This is a genomic window from Azospirillum endophyticum (genome assembly GCF_016595245.1).
GTDB lineage: Bacteria > Pseudomonadota > Alphaproteobacteria > Azospirillales > Azospirillaceae > Azospirillum > Azospirillum endophyticum.
In genome coordinates this window covers 36,040-52,831 of the sequence record NZ_JAENHM010000090.1, presented here as the reverse complement: position 1 = coordinate 52,831, position 16,792 = coordinate 36,040, and the positions used below count along the sequence as shown (strand labels likewise).

15 protein-coding genes are annotated in these 16,792 nt (G+C 67.0%); 5 read left to right on the top strand and 10 right to left on the bottom strand.

The features are described 5' to 3' along the window. Positions 1 to 159: 159 nt before the first annotated feature. From JHL17_RS35715 to JHL17_RS35685, 7 genes are all read right to left on the bottom strand, one after another. Positions 160 to 513, bottom strand: a complete 354-nt coding sequence (locus JHL17_RS35715; protein ID WP_200199414.1) for a hypothetical protein — start codon at positions 511 to 513, stop codon at positions 160 to 162. Next, positions 507 to 1,889: an L-serine ammonia-lyase gene (locus JHL17_RS35710; RefSeq protein ID WP_200199413.1), complete on the bottom strand. Its 1,383-nt coding sequence runs from the start codon at positions 1,887 to 1,889 to the stop codon at positions 507 to 509. The genes JHL17_RS35715 and JHL17_RS35710 overlap by 7 nt, the downstream gene beginning before the upstream one ends. A gap of 215 nt (positions 1,890 to 2,104) precedes the next feature. Next, on the bottom strand, positions 2,105 to 3,379 hold the full coding sequence (gene glyA, locus JHL17_RS35705; RefSeq protein ID WP_200199412.1) for a serine hydroxymethyltransferase: 1,275 nt from the start codon (positions 3,377 to 3,379) through the stop codon (positions 2,105 to 2,107). A 15-nt stretch (positions 3,380 to 3,394) separates the two neighbouring features. After that, complete coding sequence (locus JHL17_RS35700; RefSeq protein WP_200199411.1) at positions 3,395 to 3,949, bottom strand: sarcosine oxidase subunit gamma; 555 nt, start codon at positions 3,947 to 3,949, stop codon at positions 3,395 to 3,397. Positions 3,950 to 3,960: 11 nt separating this feature from the next. Continuing rightward, a complete protein-coding gene (locus JHL17_RS35695; protein WP_200199410.1) occupies positions 3,961 to 6,960 on the bottom strand; it encodes a sarcosine oxidase subunit alpha in 3,000 nt (999 codons plus the stop codon). After that, on the bottom strand, positions 6,957 to 7,304 hold the full coding sequence (locus JHL17_RS35690; protein WP_200199409.1) for a sarcosine oxidase subunit delta: 348 nt from the start codon (positions 7,302 to 7,304) through the stop codon (positions 6,957 to 6,959). The genes JHL17_RS35695 and JHL17_RS35690 overlap by 4 nt, the downstream gene beginning before the upstream one ends. A 10-nt stretch (positions 7,305 to 7,314) precedes the next feature. Beyond that, positions 7,315 to 8,568 carry a sarcosine oxidase subunit beta family protein gene (locus JHL17_RS35685; RefSeq protein WP_109047642.1) on the bottom strand — a complete coding sequence of 418 codons (1,254 nt, stop codon included), beginning with the start codon at positions 8,566 to 8,568 and terminating at the stop codon, positions 7,315 to 7,317. 114 nt (positions 8,569 to 8,682) lie between these two features. On the opposite strand from JHL17_RS35685, the gene JHL17_RS35680 reads away from it, so the two are divergent. From JHL17_RS35680 to JHL17_RS35660, 5 genes are all read left to right on the top strand, one after another. After that, complete coding sequence (locus tag JHL17_RS35680; protein WP_200199408.1) at positions 8,683 to 9,681, top strand: GlxA family transcriptional regulator; 999 nt, start codon at positions 8,683 to 8,685, stop codon at positions 9,679 to 9,681. Between the two features lie 180 nt (positions 9,682 to 9,861). Further along, on the top strand, positions 9,862 to 10,401 hold the full coding sequence (locus tag JHL17_RS35675) for a YbaK/EbsC family protein (RefSeq protein ID WP_247894065.1): 540 nt from the start codon (positions 9,862 to 9,864) through the stop codon (positions 10,399 to 10,401). A gap of 48 nt (positions 10,402 to 10,449) precedes the next feature. Beyond that, positions 10,450 to 11,313, top strand: a complete 864-nt coding sequence (gene purU, locus JHL17_RS35670; RefSeq protein ID WP_200199407.1) for a formyltetrahydrofolate deformylase — start codon at positions 10,450 to 10,452, stop codon at positions 11,311 to 11,313. A gap of 66 nt (positions 11,314 to 11,379) precedes the next feature. After that, a complete protein-coding gene (locus tag JHL17_RS35665; protein ID WP_200199406.1) occupies positions 11,380 to 11,556 on the top strand; it encodes a hypothetical protein in 177 nt (58 codons plus the stop codon). 72 nt (positions 11,557 to 11,628) lie between these two features. Further along, positions 11,629 to 12,903, top strand: a complete 1,275-nt coding sequence (locus tag JHL17_RS35660; RefSeq protein ID WP_247894064.1) for an MFS transporter — start codon at positions 11,629 to 11,631, stop codon at positions 12,901 to 12,903. 22 nt (positions 12,904 to 12,925) lie between these two features. On the opposite strand, the gene fae is transcribed toward JHL17_RS35660, so the two are convergent. From fae to JHL17_RS35645, 3 genes are all read right to left on the bottom strand, one after another. After that, complete coding sequence (gene fae / locus JHL17_RS35655; RefSeq protein ID WP_200199405.1) at positions 12,926 to 13,459, bottom strand: formaldehyde-activating enzyme; 534 nt, start codon at positions 13,457 to 13,459, stop codon at positions 12,926 to 12,928. Positions 13,460 to 13,496: 37 nt separating this feature from the next. Further along, a complete protein-coding gene (locus tag JHL17_RS35650; RefSeq protein ID WP_200199404.1) occupies positions 13,497 to 15,212 on the bottom strand; it encodes a methyl-accepting chemotaxis protein in 1,716 nt (571 codons plus the stop codon). 148 nt (positions 15,213 to 15,360) lie between these two features. After that, positions 15,361 to 16,251: a glycine betaine ABC transporter substrate-binding protein gene (locus JHL17_RS35645; protein ID WP_200199403.1), complete on the bottom strand. Its 891-nt coding sequence runs from the start codon at positions 16,249 to 16,251 to the stop codon at positions 15,361 to 15,363. Positions 16,252 to 16,792: the final 541 nt, after the last annotated feature.

The following is a 16,792-nucleotide window of genomic DNA, read 5'->3' as shown; positions in this document are numbered from 1 at the left end:
GCAACTTGAACGAATCACAGGTCGGCGAAATTACGCAACTTTATTTCCGGTCAGCCTCTTATAGAGGCGGGCTTTTCGATGAACTGGTTGCGGCGACAGGATTTGGTCTTTGCCGAACTCGCGCTGCGCCGTGACAACTGAATTGCTATTTGGTCGCACTCATAGCGAAAACAGCATCGCCCCCGGCGTATGATTGAGAAGACCGGTCAGCCGCCACTCGGAGCCGATCGAATTCCAGAGCCGTACCGGACATTCCGCAACCAAACAAATAGTCGCTGCGCATCGCGCATTCCAATAGGCTGGATTGTTCGACAAGGGCCTGCCGAACGGCGGGCGGACGGCCCATGAAGCGCGTGCGCAGATCCCGGCGTCACCGGACAACAGCCAACCACAGGCCAGTGATGGCCCCAAGTCGCCGTCGAGGGCGACAGATACCTTGGCGCCGTGGCCCATGCGATCGACCGCGGTTGAAGCAAGCGATGCTGACGGCAGATCGGCGGAGAGCGTCAGCACTCCGGCAGATTCACCGCGAGCCCGCCCAAGCTGGTCTCTTTGAACTTGGTGCTCATTTCTTCACCGGTCTGCCGCATCGCCTGGATGCAGTTGTCCAGCGGCATGAAGTGCTGGCCATCGCCGCGCAACGCCAGGGACGCGGCGGCCACCGCCTTGGTCGCACCGATGGCGTTGCGCTCGATGCACGGCACCTGGACCAGACCGCCGACCGGGTCGCAGGTCATGCCGAGATGATGCTCCAGCGCGATTTCCGCCGCATTCTCCACCTGCTCCGGCGTTCCGCCCAGCACGGCGCACAGTCCCGCCGCGGCCATTGCGGCGGCGGATCCGACCTCGCCCTGGCAACCCGCCTCCGCGCCGGAGATCGACGCATTGTGCTTGATCAGGCCGCCGATCGCCGCAGCGGTCAGCAGGAAGTCGGCGACCTTCGCCGGTTCGGCCCCGGCGCAATGATCGAGGTAATAGCGGATCACCGCCGGCACCACGCCCGCCGCCCCGTTGGTCGGCGCGGTCACCACCTTGCCGCCTGCCGCATTCTCCTCGTTGACCGCCATCGCATAGATGCTCAGCCAGTCGGACGTGACATGCGGCAGGCTGGAATTCGCCCCGCGCTCGCGCAGGAGCTGTTGGTGGATCGCCTTGGCCCGCCGCTTGACCTTCAGGCTGCCCGGCAGCTGGCCGTCCAGGCTGAGGCCACGCTCGATGCAGCCGTTCATCGCCGCCCAGATGCCGCCGAGCTTCTCGTCCACCTCGGCGGCAGACCGGACGACGAGTTCGTTGGCCCGTTTCATGGCGGCGATGGAGGCACCGCTTTCCCGAGCCATCCGCAGCATCGCCGCGGCGTTGTGAAAGGGATAGGGCCAGCCGGCGGACCCGGTCTCGAACGCCGCCGGCGGCGATTCCCGCTCCGCTGCGGTGACGACGAAGCCGCCGCCGATGGAATAGAAGATCTCCGACAGCACCACCCGGCCGGCCTTGTCCAGCGCCTGGAACACCAGCCCGTTGGCGTGCCCCGGCAGCGGCGGCCCGAAATCGAAGACCAGATCGGTTTCGGGATCGAAGTCCAGTGCCGGCAGTCCGGCGGGATGCAACCTCCGCGTCCGCAGAAGCTCGGCGATGCGCCCTTCGGCCTCGTCGACGTCGAGGTTATCCGGCCGGTAATCGAGAAGCCCGAGCAGCACGGCGCGGTCGGTCGCATGCCCCTTACCGGTGAAGGCGAGCGAGCCGTGCAGCCGCACCCCAATAGCCACCGGCGCCGCATCCGCCTGCGCCCGCAGCATGTCGAGGAACCGCACCGCCGCGCTCATCGGTCCCATCGTGTGCGACGAGGACGGGCCGATGCCGATCTTGAAGACATCGAAAACGCTGAGAAACATCGGGCGCCTCGTCAGAGCTTTTGAGTTTCCGGAGGGTAGCATCGGCCGTCATCCCCGCGGAGGTGGGGATCCAGGCTTCCGGTTCAGGCGCTTGAAACGACTGGATTCCCGCCTCCGCGGGAATGACGGCCAAGAGACGCTCATGACGAGATCCGATGTGAAGCGGTTCAAACGTGAAGCATCTCTCGCCAGAACTCACTAAAACTCACAAACTCTCAGCCGTAGATCGGGAAGCGCTCGCACAGTTCGCGAACCTCGCCATGCACGCGCTTCTCGACCTCGGCATTGCCCTCCGGACCGGCGGCGGCAAGGGCGTCGACCACGGTCAGGATCAGTTCGCCGATGCGGGTGAACTCCGCCTCGCCGAAGCCGCGGGTGGTGCCCGCCGCGGTGCCGAGCCGGACGCCGGAGGTCACCGCCGGCTTTTCCGGGTCGAACGGAATCGCGTTCTTGTTGCAGGTCAGGCCCGCCCGCTCCAAAGCGCGTTCCGCGTCGCGGCCCTTCACCCCCTTCGGCCGCAGGTCGACCAGCACCATATGGCAGTCGGTGCCGCCGGAAACGATGTCCAGCCCGCCCTTCACCAGCGTGTCGGACAGCGCCCTGGCGTTGGCCACCACCTGGGCGGCATAGGCCTTGAACTCGGGGGTCAGCGCCTCGCCGAAGGCAACCGCCTTGGCGGCGATGACATGCATCAGCGGTCCGCCCTGGTTGCCCGGGAATACCGCCGAATTGAACTTCTTGGCCAGCGCCTCGTCGTTGGTCAGGATCATGCCGCCACGCGGACCGCGCAGGGTCTTGTGCGTGGTGGTGGTCACCACATGGGCATGCGGCAGCGGGTCCGGGTAGGTGCCGGTGGCGACCAGCCCGGCGTAATGGGCCATGTCCACCATCAGATAGGCGCCGACCTCGTCGGCGATGCGGCGGAACTCGGCGAAATCGATCACCCGCGGATAGGCCGAGGCGCCGGCGACGATCAGCTTCGGCTTGGTTTCCAGTGCCTTGGCGCGCAGGGCGTCATAGTCGATCCGCTGGTCGCTCTCGCGCACCTCGTAGCTGACGATGTCGAACCACTTGCCCGACATCGTCACCGGCGACCCGTGGGTCAGGTGGCCGCCATGGGCCAGCGACATGCCCATCACCCGGTCGCCCGGCTGGAGCAGGGCCAGGAACACCGCCTGATTGGCCTGGGCGCCCGAATGCGGCTGGACATTGACGAAGCCGGCGCCGAACAGTTGCTTGGCGCGGTCGATGGCGATGGTCTCGACCTCGTCCACGAACGCGCAGCCGCCGTAATAGCGGCGGCCCGGATAGCCCTCGGCATATTTGTTGGTGAGGATCGACCCCTGGGCGGCCAGCACGTCCGCCGAGACGATGTTCTCCGAGGCGATCAGCTCGATCTCGTATTTCTGGCGGTTCAGCTCGCGCCCGATGGCCGCCGCGATCGCGGCGTCGGTGAGATCGGATTTCGGCAGGGACTGATGACGGGTCATGTGCGGTTCTCTCGATCAGAGGCCGAGCGCGATTTCGCGGCTGACGGCGTGCAGGATTCCCCAGACATGGTCGGCGAAGGAACGCCAGACCTCGATCCGGAAGCGGTTCTTGTCCTCGCGGATCAGGACGATCTGCGCCTTGTCGAAGAGGGTGCGGCAGCCGGTGCCGACCGCCATCGCCTCGACGTCGAAGGCGATGGCCGAGCGCAACGCGAGCGCCGCGGCCTCCCCCTCCACCAGGATGCCGACCTCGCGGTGGCCGACATCGACCAGGCTGTGCGGCTCCTGAAGGGCGGCGAAGGCGTCGGCGATGCCGTCGCTGTCGGCGCCCGGCGCCGTCAGCACCCATTCGTCGGGGCCGAGCTGGAGCGCCGTCCGTCCGCCGGCCTCCACCATCCCGCCGATGCGGGTGGGGAGCGGCGTGCCGAAGGCGGCCCCGGCCGACGGGGCGGATGCCGGATCGATGCGCAGGCTGAAGCGGGCGACATCCTCGGCGGCACGGATGCTCAGCCGGCTTGCGGTGTCGCCGGTGATCGTCTTGCCCAGCAACGGGTGATTGGCCAGAAGCATGGGTAAGCCTCCTATGCGCTGAGACGCGTGTTCTCGGGATCGACGAACACCATGCCGGTGATCGTCGCGGCATGGACCTTGTCCGGCATCGGCACATGCACGGTCTTGCCCTGGAGCGACCGGCCGCCCTGGATCACCGCAAAGGCGATGGACCGGCCCAGCTCGGCGCTCCAGTAGGACGAGGTCACATGGCCGACCATGTCCATCGGCACCGGCTGGTTCGGGTCGAGGACGATCTGCGCCCCTTCCTCCAGCACCGTCTTCGGATCGCTGGTCAGCAGGCCGACCAACTGCTTGCGGTTCGCCGCCAGCATGTCCGGCCGGGACAGGGACCGCTTGCCGACGAAGTCCGGCTTGGTCTTGCCGACGGCCCAGGCCAAGCCGGCGTCGTCCGGCGTCAGCGTGCCGTCCGTGTCCTGGCCGACGATGATGTAGCCCTTCTCGGCGCGCAGGACGTGCATCGTCTCGGTGCCGTAGGGGGTGATGCCGAAGCGTTGCCCGGCCTCGAACAGCTTTTCCCAAACCGCGCGGCCATAGCGGGCCGGCACGTTGATCTCGAAGCCGAGTTCGCCGGTGAAGGAAACGCGGAACAGCCGGGTCGGCACGCCGAAGATTTTTCCGGTCGCCACCGCCATATGGGGGAAGGCACCGTCCGACAGGTCGATGCCCTCGACGAACGGCTCGATCAGCTTGCGGGCGTTTGGACCTTGCAGCGCGATCACCGACCATTGCTCGGTCGTCGAGGTCAGCCAGACCTTCAGGTCGGGCCATTCGGTCTGGAGGTAATCCTCCATCATGGTCAGCACGCGGGCGGCGCCGCCGGTGGTGGTGGTGACGTGGAAGCGGTCCTGGGCCAGACGCCCGATCACGCCGTCGTCGCGGATGAAGCCGTCCTCGCCCAGCAGCAGGCCGTAGCGGCAGCGGCCGGGCGCCAGCTTGGTCCAGGCGTTGGTGTACATGCGGTTCATGAATTCGGCGGCGTCGGGACCGACGATCTCGATCTTGCCGAGGGTGGAGGCGTCGAAGATGCCGAGCGACGCGCGCACCGCCTTGCATTCGCGTGCCACCGCCGCATGCATGTCCTCGCCGACCTGCGGGAAGTACCAGGCACGGCGCCACAGCGAGACCGGTTCGAAGGCCGCGCCGTTCTCCTCCGCCCAGCCGTCGATCGGCGTCTTGCGCGTCACCTCGAACAGCGCGCCCTTGTTGTAGCCGGCGAAGGTGCCGAAGCTGGTCGGGGTGTAGGGCGGACGGAAGGTGGTCAGGCCCACCGCCGGGATCGGCCGCTTCAGCGCATCGGACGCGACGGCCAGACCGTTGATGTTGGACAGCTTGCCCTGGTCCGTCGCCATGCCGTTGGTGGTGTAGCGCTTGATGTGTTCGATGGATTTGAAGCCCTCGCGCACCGCCAGCCGGATGTCCTTGGCCATCACGTCGTTCTGGAAATCGACGAACGCCTTGGCGTGGCCGGGATCGAGGTCGGTCGGCAGCTCGCGGCCGGTCACCCCGGTGAAGGACGGCTCGCCCTCCACATGGTAGGTCGCCGGCTGGGTGCTGAACCCGGCATCCGCCGCGGCAGCGGCACCGGCGGCGGCACCGTCCTCGAAGGCGGCCTTCAGCCCGAAGCGGCCCTTGCCGGCGCCGGCCAGACGGCACTCCTCCTTGCCGCGGCCGGGCAGGAACATCTGGCCGTCCTCGTTCCAGGTCAGCGACCCCTGGGTGTGCGAGAACAGATGGATGCTGGGGGTCCAGCCGCCCGACATCAGCAGGGCGTCGCAGGCGATGGTCTCGGCGCCGCCGACCTTGCCGCCGGCCGTCACCGGGTTGACCCGCACCGAGGACACGCGCAGCCGGCCCTTGGTGCCGGTGACGGTCCAGCCGATCAGCGTCCTGATGCGCAGCGCATCGGCCGCCGTGACAAGCTGGGTCGGCACGGTGCCGCGGACATCGACGATGGCCGTGACCTCCACCCCCGCCTTGGCGAGGTCGAAGGCGGCATGCCAGGCGCTGTCATGGCTGGTGACGACGACGGCCCGGTTGCCGACCTTGACGCCGTAGCGGTTCAGGTAGGTGCGGGCGGCCCCGGCCAGCATCACGCCCGGCCGGTCGTTGCCGGCGAACACCAGCGGCTTCTCGATGGCGCCCTGGGCCAGCACCACCTGCTTGGCCCGCACCTTCCACATCCGTTCGCGCGGCGCGCCGTCCGGCACGATGCGCAGATGGTCGGTCAGCCGCTGGCACAGCCCGACGAAATTCTGGTGGTAGTAGCCGATGGCCGTGGTGCGCGGCAGCACGGTGACGTTCGGCATCGCCGCCAGCGCGGCGTTGGCATCCTCCAGCCAGTCCCAGGCGAGCTGCCCGTTGATCTCGGCCGTCGGCTCCGACAGCAGCGAGCCGCCAAGCTCCGACTGCTCGTCGCACAGGATGACCGACGCACCGCTGCGGCCCGCTTCCAGCGCCGCGGCGAGGCCGGCGGCACCGCCGCCGACGACCAGCACGTCGCAATGGGCGAAACGGCTGGCGTAGGTGTCGGGATCGGGGGCGGTCGGCGCCTTGCCCAGGCCGGCGGCGTTGCGGATGACCGGCTCGTAGACCTTGTCCCAGAAGCTCTTCGGCCACATGAAGGTCTTGTAGTAGAAGCCGGCCGAGAACAGCACGTAGAGCGCGTCGTTCACCGCGCCGATGTCGCGGGTCAGCGACGGCCAGCGGTTCTGGCTCTCGGTCTTCAGCCCTTCGAAGACCTCCAGCACCGTCGCCCGCGTGTTCGGCTCGAACCGTCCGTTGCCGCGGTTGCTGCCGACCAGCGCGTTCGGCTCCTCCGACCCGGCGGTCAGGATGCCGCGCGGGCGGTGGTACTTGAAGGAGCGCCCGACGAGATGGACGCCGTTCGCCAGGAGCGCGGACGCCAGGGTGTCGCCTTCGCAGCCGGTATAATCGACGCCGTCGAAGCTGAAGCGGAGCTGGCGGCTGCGGTTGACCCTGCCCTTGCCGGCAATGCGGAAATTGCTCATGGACGCGCATCCTTGACGCTGGCGGCGGAGTCGGCGGCGGCACTGGCGGAGGCGAGCGCGATCTCCTCGTCGCCCGGACGCGGGGTCCCCGCCTTGTAGGTCATGGCGAACTTGTCGGTCACGGTGTCGCGCACCGCGTTGAAGAAGCGGCCGCAGCCGTGCATGTGGCGCCAGCGCTCGAAATGGCGGCCGCGCGGGTTGGTGCGGATGAACAGGAAGTCGCGCCATTCGTCGTCGGACAGGGCGGAGGGATCCGCCGGGCGGGCGATGTGCGCCTCGCCGGCATAGGTGAACTCCACTTCCGGGCGCTCTGCTTCGCAATAGGGGCAGCGGATGAGCAGCATGGTCGTCTCCTCAATGCGCGACGGCGGCGGCGGCGGCCTCGTCGATCAGCCGGCCGGTCTTGAAGCGCTCCAGCGTGAAGGGCGCGTTGATCGGGTGCGGCTCGTCGCGGGCGATGGTGTGGGCGAAGACGTTGGCCGATCCCGGCGTCGCCTTGAAGCCGCCGGTTCCCCAGCCGCAATTGACGTAGAGCCCCGGCACCGGCGTCTTGGCGATGATCGGCGAGCGGTCGGGCGTGACATCGACGATGCCGCCCCATTTGCGCAGCATGCGCATGCGGTTGAAGATCGGGAACACCTCGCAGATGGCGGCGACGGTGTGTTCGATCAGCGGCAGACCGCCGCGCTGGCTGTAGGAGGTGTACTGGTCGGTGCCCGACCCGATGACCAGCTCGCCCTTGTCGGACTGGCTGATGTAGGCGTGCACCGTGTTGGACATCACCACGCAGGGGAAGGCCGGCTTGATCGGTTCCGACACCAGCGCCTGCAACGGATAGCTTTCCAGCGGCAGCCGGACGCCGGCGGTGTCCATCACCACCGAAGTGTTGCCGGCGGCCGACACCGCGACCTTCTTGGCCTTGATGAAGCCGCGCGCCGTCTCTACGCCGGTGACGCGGCCGGAGGCGTCGCGACGGATGGCGGTCACCGGGCAGTTCTGGATGATGTCCACCCCGCGCGCCGACGCGGCCCGCGCATAGCCCCAGGCGACCGCATCGTGGCGGGCGGTGCCGCCGCGCCGCTGCAACGCGGCCCCCATCACCGGATAGCGGGCGTTGGCGGCGATGTTCAGCGGCGGGCAGTATTCCTTGGCCTGCTCCGGCGTCAGCCACTCGTTGTCGATGCCGTTCAGGCGGTTGGAGTGGATGTGGCGCTTGAAGCTCTGGATGTCATGGACCGTGTGCGCCAGCATCATCACGCCGCGCTGCGAGAACATGACATTGTAGTTGAGCTCCTGGCTCAGCCCTTCCCACAGCTTCACCGCATGCTCGTAGAGCCGGGCACTCTCGTCGTAGAGGTAATTGGAGCGGATGATGGTGGTGTTGCGGCCGGTGTTGCCGCCGCCGAGCCAGCCCTTCTCCACCACCGCGACGTTGGTGATGCCGTGTTCCTTGGCGAGGTAATAGGCCGCACCCAGACCATGCCCGCCCGCGCCGACGATCACGACGTCATATTCGGATTTCGGTTCCGCATCGGGCCATTGGGGCTGCCAGTTCTTGTTGCCGGTCAGCGCGTTGGTCAGCAGCGAGGAGAATGAGAAGCGGGTCATGGCAGCACCGCGAAGTTCAACGTGCTGACAGTATCGGGAAGCGACCCTTCGTTGGACAGAATGGATGCGTCAGTTTAATGTCACCGGTGCGACGCTGCGTTTGATGGAGGCGACATGACCAACGGCATGAGGCCTAGCCGGTTCCCGGACCGCCCGGCGGCGCCGCGCCTGTCCGTCGGCTTCATCCTCGCCCACCGCTTCACGCTGTGCGCCTTCGCCAATTTCGTCGACGTGCTGCGGCTCGCCGCCGACGAGGGCGACCGCAGCCGGCCGATCCTGTGCGAGTGGGCCATGCTGTCGGACCAGATGCGGCCGGTGGCGTCGAGCTGCGGCATGCTGGTCCAGCCGACCGAACGGCTGGGCGATCCGGCGAAGTTCGACTACATCGTGGTGATCGGCGGACTGATCGACGAGATCTCCAACCTCAGCCCCGACTACATCCGCTACCTGCGTCAGGCGGCGGCGTCGAAGATCCCGTTGGTCGGCGTCTGCACCGGCGCCTTCATCCTGCAACGCGCCGGGCTGATGGACGGCTACCGCTGCTGCATCAGCTGGTTCCATCACGCCGATTTCCTGGAGCAGTTCGACGGCATCACGCCGGTGTCCGACCAGATCTTCATCGTCGACCGCGACCGGCTGACCTGTTCGGGCGGGACCAGCTCGGCCCATCTCGCAGCCTATCTCGTCGAGAAGCATGTCGGCCGCGCCCAAGCACGCAAGAGCCTGCACATCATGATCATCGACGACGCCCTGCGCGGAGAGAAGCCGCAGCCCGGCATCCCGCTCGACTTCACCACCAACGACGAGGTGGTGCGGAAGGCGCTGCTGCTGATGCAGCAGAACATCGACATGCCGCTGTCGGTGGCCGAGATGGCGCGCCGGCTGGGGGCCGCCCGGCGCCAGATGGAACGGCATTTCCAGAACGCGCTGGGGATGACGCCGACCGAGGCCTACCGGATCATGCGGCTGGAGCATGCCGAATTCCTGCTGCGCAACACCGAGCAGTCGGTGACCGAAATCGCCGCCGCCGTCGGCTTCTGCGATTCGTCGCACTTCGTCCGCGCCTTCAAGGAACGCCGCGGCATGACGCCGTCGGTCTTCCGCAAGGGCTGAGACACCGACAGGGCCGTTTCATTCAACGCCGGTGACGCACCGATACAATCGGCAGGTGGATCCTTTCGCCATGCTGCGGTCGATGAAACGGTCGGGAGCGCAAAGCATCCGCCGTGACCGCGACCCGCCCTTCGGCAACCCGCCTTCCATGGCTTGCCGGACAGACCCGGACAGAAAAGAATGGCGACCATGCTCGACGACAACGACACCCTGCAGATGCACTGGCGCGAAGCCGGCATTCCCGAGGAACTGTGCCGGGAACTCGCCCTGGCATCGGCGCCGATGCGCCTGCACGCCCATCCGCCGGTGCGCACCGTCGCCGATGCCGAGGAGCATTGGCGCAGCGTTCCCGGCGTGCACACCAAGAACCTGCTGCTGAAGGATGCCAAGGGCGTGCTGTGGCTGGTGGTGCTGCCGCACGACCAGTCGGTGAACATGAAGGAGCTGGCCCCGGTCATCGGCTCGGCCAAGCTGTCCTTCGCCTCGCCGGTCACGCTGGAACAGGTCCTGTCCATCGAGCCGGGCGGGGTCAGCCCGCTGGCCCTGGTGGCGGACAAGGAGCGCCGCGTCCGTCTGGTGCTGGAACGGCGCGTCCTCGCCGGCGACACCGTCAATTTCCATCCGATGACGAACCGCGCGACGCTGTCGATGCACCCCGACGACTTGTCGGCCTTCCTGCGCCGGCTCGGCTATGAGCCGACGATCGTCGAGCTCGCCTGACCGCCCCGGCCATTCCTTCCCGGCCCTTCCTTCAGCGCGAGGCCCGCGATGCGCCCCAACCACAACCCGTTCTACCTGACCGTCAGCTGCCGGAGCCGGCCGGGGATCATCTCCGCCCTTTCGACCTACCTCTCGGACCGCGGCTGCGACATCATGGAAAGCGCGCAGTTCGTCGATCACGATGGCGAGCATTTCTTCCTGCGGATGGCCTTCGACGCTCCGGAAACCATCCGGAACGACACCGTTCTGATCGAGGAGCTGCAACCCATCGTGAACCGCTTCGCGATGACCCTGACGGTGCGGGACGCCCGGCGGCGACCGAGAATCCTGATCATGGTGTCGAAGTTCGGCCATTGCCTGAACGACCTTCTGTACCGCCACAGCATCGGCGCACTGCCCATCGACATCGTCGGCGTCGTCTCCAACCACGAAGCCTTCCGCCCGCTGGTCGAATCGCACGGCATTCCCTACCACCATCTCCCGGTCTCGGCCGGCACCAAGCGGGAGCAGGAACTCCGCCTGATGGAGATCGTCGAGACGAACGACGTCGAGCTGGTCGTGCTCGCCCGCTACATGCAGGTGCTGTCGCAGGATCTCTGCACCCGGATGGCGGGACGGGTCATCAACATCCACCACAGCTTCCTGCCCAGCTTCAAGGGCGCCAAGCCCTATCACCAAGCCTACGCGCGCGGCGTGAAGCTGATCGGCGCAACGGCGCATTACGTCACCGACGACCTCGACGAAGGACCGATCATCGAGCAGGAGGTGGCGCGCGTCGACCACTCCATGTCGCCCGACGATCTGGTCGCCATCGGCCGCGACATCGAAAGCGTCGTCCTGGCCCGCGCCATCCGGCTGCACATCGAGGCGCGCGTCATGCTGCACGACCAGCGGGCCATCGTGCTGCGGTAACCCCGTGGCCCCTCACCGCAGCATGGTGCCGGCCCTGCGCGGCCTTTTCCGAAGGAGTCCCCGATCATGCAGCTCATCGACGAAAACGCCACCCAGGCGGTCCGCCGGGCCTTCACGGCGGGCGGCCTCGCCGCGGCGGTGCAGGAGTTGCGCCGGCATGTCGTCATCGAGGACGACCGCATGGCGCTCGCCACCGTCGAAGCCCTCCTCGCCAGTGCCCAAGGCGGCACCACCCGGTTATAAGGACGCCGTTCCCGCCCGGCCGGGAATGTCGGCCCCGACATGCGGGCGTTTCCCTCTCCGGCGGATCACGCGATGTCCCTCATCCAACCGATCGTCCCGTTGCTCGTCGCGGTGTTCCTGATGATGGGCGGCACGGGCGCGCTGACGACCATCGTCAGCGTCCGCCTGGATGCCGCGGGCGCGTCGCCCATCCTGCTCGGCGCCCTGACCGCCGCCTATTACCTGGGGGTGACCATCGGCTCGACGCAGGCCTACCGGCTGGTCGGGCAGGTCGGCCACATCCGCGCCTTCAGCGCCTGCGCGACGGTGATGGTCGCGGCAACCCTGGGGCACAGTCTGGGGTCCGATCCCGCGGCCTGGATCGCCTTCCGCCTCGTCGAGGGCTGCTGCATGGCCGGCCTGTTCGTCTGCATCGAGAGCTGGCTGAACCAGAGCGCCACGTCGGCCACGCGCGGGCAGATCCTGGCCCTCTACATGATCGCGCTCTACGGGGCGCAGGGGGCCGGCCAGTATCTGATGGTCGTCGAGGATCCGCACGGCTTCCGGCAGTTCGTCCTGGTGGCGATGTTGATATCGCTGGCCGTTCTCCCGGTCGCGCTGAGCCGCAAGGCCCCGCCCCTTCTCCAGAAGCTGGCGCCCGTCCGCATCGCCCACCTGTATCGGGCAAGCCCGCTGGGGTTCGCCGGCACCGTGATCAGCGGGCTGGTGGTCGGCGCCTTCTATGGGTTGGGTCCGGTCTATATCCGGCATCTGGGTTACGATCTCGGCCAGTCCGCCAGCTTCGTCAGCGCCGCCATCATCGGCGGCATGCTGCTCCAATGGCCCTTCGGGAAGCTGTCGGACCTGTTCGACCGGCGGCTGGTGCTGGTCGGCCTGTTCGCCGCCCTGATCCTCGTCAGCATCGGCATGACGATGCTTCCGCAGAGCGGCTTCGCCCCTCTCGTCGGCGGCGTCGCCCTGTTCGGCGGGATCATCTTCGCGATCTATCCGATCTGCGTCTCGCACACCAACGACTTCCTGACGCCTGCCGAGATGGTGCCGGCGAGCGGCGGCATGGTGCTGGGATTCTCGATCGGCGCCATCGTCGGCCCGTTCCTGGCCTCGCTGGTGATGGCGGTGTTCGAACAGGATGGCTTGTTCCTGTTCTCGGCGCTGGTGGCGGCGGCCGCGCTATCCTTCGCGCTCTGGCGGATGACGGTCCGGCCCCCCGTCCCCATCGAGCAGCGCCTCCCCTTCCTCCCCCAGGCACCGATTGCCGGCCCTCTGGACGGCGTTGCGGCAGGCAAGGAGAAGCCCAGGGGCGGCATCGGCGACGCCGCCCCCGGGACCGAACCTTCGAAGCCTTAATTTGCCCCGTTGAAACGATAGATCATTCCTGCGGGTCCAGCATGAAGTGCCGGACCTTGTGCCGGTTTTCGATCAACTCATCCAGGGTAGGTTCGTTGCGCATCGCCCGGCCGACGGCGATCTTGGTCGCCTCGTAGTTGGTGCGATAGAGATCGGCCCGATCGAGATTGGGATCGGTGGCACAGCGCGGATCGATCCAGACCATCACCAGGATGCACAGGTCGTTGATCCGGTCGCGCGGCAGGACGCCGTCGATGACGCAGTCCAGCACCGCGTCGGCGGTGGCGGCCTGGACGATGCCGCCGAACAGGTCGACATAGGCGCTGGACTTCATCGTCACCTTGGACACCATCATGGTGGCCGGACGAACCATCTGGTTGCAATCGCGCACCGCGAACATGCGGGTGTGGCCGGCGGTCTGCCCCATCATGGTGGCGAACGCGTGGCCGGCCGGACCATCGACCGTGCCGATCACGATCTCCGGCATGGCGTCGGTGAACTGGCCTTCCTTGGCGAACACGGTGGCTTCGCCGACATGGAACAGCGGAGTGCTCATGGGATCGTTGCTCTCTCGAAAAGGGTGAGGTTGCCGGTCATCCGGCGCGGATGCCGTCCAGCAACTGTTCGATGCTGCGGCGCAGCCGTTCGGTCTGGCCGGCCAGGTCGGCAGCGGCGGTCAGGACATGCCGCGTGGCGCTTTCGGTGTCGCGGGCGCCGCCGGTGACATGCCGGGCGTTGCTGGCGACCACGCCCGCTCCGGCCGCCGCCTGGTCGATGCTGCCGTGAATGGTGGCCGATGCGGCGGCCTGCGCCTCCATCGACCGGGCGATGGCGAGCGAGATGGTGCTGATCTCCTCGATCACCGCGGTGATGCTCTGGAGGGCTTGGGCAGCGTTGCCGGTCGCGTCCTGCATCGCCTGGATGCGCAGCGAGACATCCTGCGTCGCCTTGGCGGTCTGGCTGGCCAGCTGGCGCACCTCCTGCGCCACCACCGCGAAGCCCTTGCCGGCCTCGCCGGCGCGCGCGGCTTCGATGGTGGCGTTCAGGGCCAGCAGATTGGTCTGTCCGGTGATCTCGTCGATGATGCGCACGACGTTGCCGATATCCTGCGCCGACTGCCGCAAGCTGTGCACCGACTGGTCGGCGTTGCGGGCCTGCTCCACCGCCGACAGGGCGATGCGGGCGGAATCGTCGATGCGCCGGCGGATTCCCTCCAGGGAACGGAAGGTGTCGTCGGCCAGCGCGGCGACCGACTGGACGTTGCTGGCGATCTGCTCCGCCGCCACGACGGTGGCGCCCGCCTGTTCGTTGGTACGGTCGATGATGCCGGTCAGCTGCCGCGCGGTGCCGTCGAGCGCACCTGCCGACGAATCGACCGTGTCCAGCCCATCCATCGCCGTCCGTTCGAAATGGGCGATCAGCTCCTCCAGACGGGCGGCGCGCAGGCTCTGGCGGCGCCTTGTGGCGATGTCCTGGAAGGCGGATCGAACATGGTCATTCACGGGGTTCCCCAGGATTTCGTCCGGAGTGCCGATCTGGGTGATGCGCCCGGTCTCCATGACGGCGATCCGGTGGCCAAGCCGCATCGCCTCCTCCGCGTCCTGCGTGGTGAGCAGCACCGCCGCACGGTGCGCCCGCTGCCAGTCGAGGAATTCGGCCTCCAGTTCCAGTCGCAGCACGGGATCGACCCCGGCGAAGGGCACGTCCATCAGCAACAGCGGCGGATCGCCGATCAGGGACCGCGCCAGCCCGACGCGCAAGCGCGCCTCGAACGGAATCTCCTGCGGCCGCCGGTCGGCGAGATGGGCCAGACCCATGCGCTCCAGAAGGGCCAAGGCGCGGTCCTGACGGTCTCGCCGGCGCAGACCGGCGACTTCCAGCCCGAAGGCCACGTTCTCCAAGACGGTGCGGTTCGGCATCAGCGCCACGGCACCGAACGTCATCGCCATGGCGTCCCGGCGAGCCGCCACCAGTTCGGCCGGCGTCATCGCCCCCATGTCGCGCCCGTTCAGGACCACGGTCCCGGCGGTCGGTTCGACCAGACGGTTCACCATGCGGATCAGGGTGGACTTGCCGGAATTGGACCGGCCCAGCACCGCAAGGATCTCGCCGGCCGACAGGCCGAAGGAAACATCGGCGACGGCCACCGTCGCGCCGGTCTCCCGCCGGATGCCGGCCTGGTCCATCCCGGTGCGCGACAAGCCCAAGGCCCGGGCGGCGTCCGAGCCATACACCTTGCATAGCCCTTCAGCCGACAACATCCCGGTGCCGGCCAACGCGGTGCCCTCACTGCGAGCGGACGAGTCCATCGGCGACCTCGATCATCGGCTGGCTGAAGATGGGAATGGCTGGAGACGGCCGTCCGGCACGCGACCGCGCTTCGAACGGACCGTCTCCTTGAGCGGGGCGGGAAAGGGCGCGCGGCCACCGCTCAGGCGGCAGTGGCGCAGCGGCCGGTCAGAGCTTGCCGGTGACCCAGTAGTCGATCCGGGCCTTGTTGTTCTTGATGTAGTTGTCGACCGCCTTCTCATAGCTGGTCTGGCGGGCTTCCTGCATCATCGCCTCCAGATCGCCGATCGGCAGGACCATCCGGTTCAGGAACTCGAAAACTTCCGGATGGTCCTGGTAGAAGCCCTTGCGGACGATGGCGTTCACGCTTTCCAGTCCGCCCAGCGCGCCCTTCGGATCCTCCAGGTAGCGCAGCTTCCAGTTGGCGAACATCCAGTGCGGGCTCCAGCTCGTCACGACGATCCACTCGTTGCGCTTCATGGCGCGCTCCAGAGCGGCGAGCATCGCGGCGTCGCTGGCCGACACCAGCTGCATCCCCTTCAGATCATAGGTCTTCAGCGCCTTTTCAGACGCCTGCATCAGCCCCGACCCCGGATCGATGCCCTGAATCTTGCTGCCCAGCTGCTTCTGCACCTCCGGCTTCTTCAGATCCTCGATGGATTTGACCTGGTCGACGGGAATGTAGTCCGGCACCACCCAACCCAGGCGGGCGCGGGTATAGAGCGGGCCGAGATCGACGATGTCCTTGCCGACCTTGTCGAGATAGGGCTTGTGGGTCAGCGGCTGCCACGACATCAGCATGGCGTCCAGCTTGCCGCTGGCGATGCCCTGGTACTGGATGCCGATGTCGGCCATGGTCAGTTCGACCTTGTAGCCGAACCGCTCCTCGATCACCGCTTTGGCGAGTTTCGTCACCGCCTCGGCGTCCGACCAAGCGGTCCAGCCGATGTTGATGGACTTCTCAGCGGCCTGCGCCGGGCTGGCGATCACGCCGGTCCCCAGACCGACCGTCATGGCCGCCGACAGCAGCATGCCCAAGGCTTTACCGAAGATTTTCATCAAGAAGCCTCCTCTTGTCATTTGTTTGTTTGGACTTGTTTGTTTGGGCTCGTCCGTTTCGATTGGCCGTTCCGCCGTGCCGAGACTTGGACCGGACGCATGCGAGTGGCCCGGGCAATCACCTCATGCCTTCGGTGAACGCGACTGGATGACGGACGGCGCCCGTGGAACGGATGGCCGACCACCCTCCGGAATTGGGAGGGAAAGCTGATCCAACCGATGCGAAACGTCGCAGGCATCAGTATCGATTGAGGAAGAATGGCGGCCCTGAAAGCAAAAAACCTTCATCAGAGCGGCATTTGGTATCGCATTTGCGACAGCCTCGTATGAACCCCGCCCTGCAGACGAATGTTGTTCAGTTTACGAACGGATATTTGAAAATCTGCCGTGGATATAGGGAAACGATTCGACAGTCTCCCCCGGGATGAAACACTTGGGACGCCGAATGCCCCCCTTCGGATTGCCATTCTCCCGATTGAACGAAGTGGCCATCACTCCCGAACAATCGCGGCATGTCGCAAACCGGCCATTGCCGAAGTCC